This is a genomic window from Candidatus Thiosymbion oneisti (genome assembly GCF_004359955.1).
Taxonomy (GTDB): Bacteria; Pseudomonadota; Gammaproteobacteria; order Chromatiales; family Chromatiaceae; genus Thiosymbion; species Thiosymbion oneisti.
Genome location: NZ_SMSC01000078.1, coordinates 1 through 1806 on the forward strand (window position 1 = coordinate 1; position 1806 = coordinate 1806).

General features: G+C 56.2%; 2 protein-coding genes and 1 pseudogene. All 3 read right to left on the reverse strand.

The features are described 5' to 3' along the window. Window positions 1–94 precede the first annotated feature (94 nt). Window positions 95–562 (reverse strand): annotated as a pseudogene (gltD, locus tag E1958_RS19440) (glutamate synthase); the annotation flags it as partial. Between the two features lie 172 nt (window positions 563–734). Next, window positions 735–1220 (reverse strand): PIN domain-containing protein, encoded by a 486-nt coding sequence (locus E1958_RS19445; protein ID WP_133513343.1) that lies wholly within the window; start codon window positions 1218–1220, stop codon window positions 735–737. Continuing rightward, on the reverse strand, window positions 1217–1474 hold the full coding sequence (locus E1958_RS19450; protein ID WP_165742398.1) for a UPF0175 family protein: 258 nt from the start codon (window positions 1472–1474) through the stop codon (window positions 1217–1219). Before E1958_RS19450 ends, E1958_RS19445 begins: the two co-directional genes overlap by 4 nt. Between the last annotated feature and the right edge of the window lie 332 nt (window positions 1475–1806).

Here is a 1806-nt window from a genome sequence, read left to right on the forward strand (position 1 = left end):
GCGAAGACGCTGGGGATGGAGATGTGGTTAGGCGTCGGGGCCTTCGGTAAACAAAGTGGGTGTCCTTTTATTCTCGCCCTATTCTCGCCCCGCCCAGTTCTTGGAGCATCCCGGCATGGATCGGATGCGCGAAACCCATGGCGAGGGTGACCAGATCGGCTTCTAAGGAGAACTCGGAGCCCGCGATTTCGTTCATCTGCCAGCACCCGGCAGTGTCCTTGCTCCACTCGACCTGGATGCACTCGAGTCCTTTGAGATTGCCCTTGCCGTCATCGACAAATCTCTTGGTCGCCACGGACCACCTGCGTTCGCAGCCTTCTTCCTGGGAGCTGGAGGTGCGCAGCTTATTGGGCCAATCGGGCCAGGTCAACCCCTTGTTCTCTTTCTCCGGGGGTTTGGGCAGGATTTCGAGCTGGGTGACGGATTTGGCGCCGTGGCGGTTGGCGGTGCCGATGCAGTCCGAGCCGGTGTCGCCGCCGCCGATAACGACGACTTGTTTGCCTTCGGCGCTGATGAATTCGGCGTCCGGGACATGGATGCCTTGGACGGATGGGGGTCCTCTTTCTGTCACCCATCGAGCTCGACCTCCCAAACAAAGTGGGTGTCCTTGATCCATGACGTTGCCGCGTCCGTCGTCCGTCGAGCTCGCTTCTTTGTCTTCTGTCTTTCTTTGTCTCTGTCTCCTTTTTTGTCCCTTTTTGTCCGCGTGCAGGGCAGTGTGCATGGATTATGGATTATCGCTGCGGCAAAATACGTTGTCGCACCTCGGCAACAACCTTGGTCGATACGCGAAAGTTGGTTTTGCTCAAGAGCTGTTTGATTGCACCATCAAAATCGAGCCATTCCCGCTTTGCCGCATCAGCAATCAATCCCAAGGTTCCGATCACACGCAAACCTGCCTGTTCGGCGACGCATCTTCCCTGCCTTTCGTCCATTAGAACAAAGTCTGCCCCTTGATGGATTGCCAAGCGAATGGCGGCAGCTTCGCCTCGATCGAGACGATCAAGGGCAGGAAGATCCAGCGGTGGGGCTGACTCGACGATTAACCAATCAGGAAGACTCTGAAGCAACGCACGAAGCGGTGTGGGAGCTCGCGGAAACGTCGCTTCGGTTACAACCTCCCGCGGGATGCTTACACGCTTGAATCGGCGCTTGAGGATGTCGGCAAGATCAAGAATGGCCAAGTAACAAAGAACGGATGTATCACTGATAACGATCACGGTATGTCGGCCGAGCGCAGGTGTCTGAGATCTGACAACACTTCATCCAGGCTTGGTGAAGGCCAGGCGTCGTGCCGTGACAAAAACTCTTCAGTCTTCCATACGGAGTCATGCCCTAAAAGGTGGCCGACCTCTGCGCGGGACAGCTGACCGGAGCGGTAAGCATCTGCCGCAAAGCCTTCAAGCACCGCCTGCGACAGGTCCTCTGCGATGTCCGCTAAATGGCCGATCAAGGGATCGGGAATGTCGAGCATAAGTCTCATGAGATTGCACGGTATCTTGGCGATGTGAGGAGAATTAATCGAGCTTGGCCCCTCTTCCTATTTTTATCCCTTCTATCGCCCCTTAGTTACTCACAGTCTTAGCATAAGATTTCTCGCTTCGCTCGAAATGACAATCGGAGGGTTATGTCCACATCGAGCCAAAATCCTTAAGGGGGCTGAACAATTAGGGCAAATCCGATTTCCCCATCAACCATTCGTCCACCGCGCGGGCACGCTGGCGGCCTTCGCGGATGACCCAGACGACGAGGGATTGGCCGCGGCGCATATCCCCGGCGGCGAAGACGCCGGGAATAAAGGTGTGG

Bases quoted from the DNA above. Each gene is read 5' to 3' on its own strand.
- E1958_RS19450 (WP_165742398.1), bottom strand. From the start codon at position 1,474: ATGCTCGACATTCCCGATCCCTTGATCGGCCATTTAGCGGACATCGCA.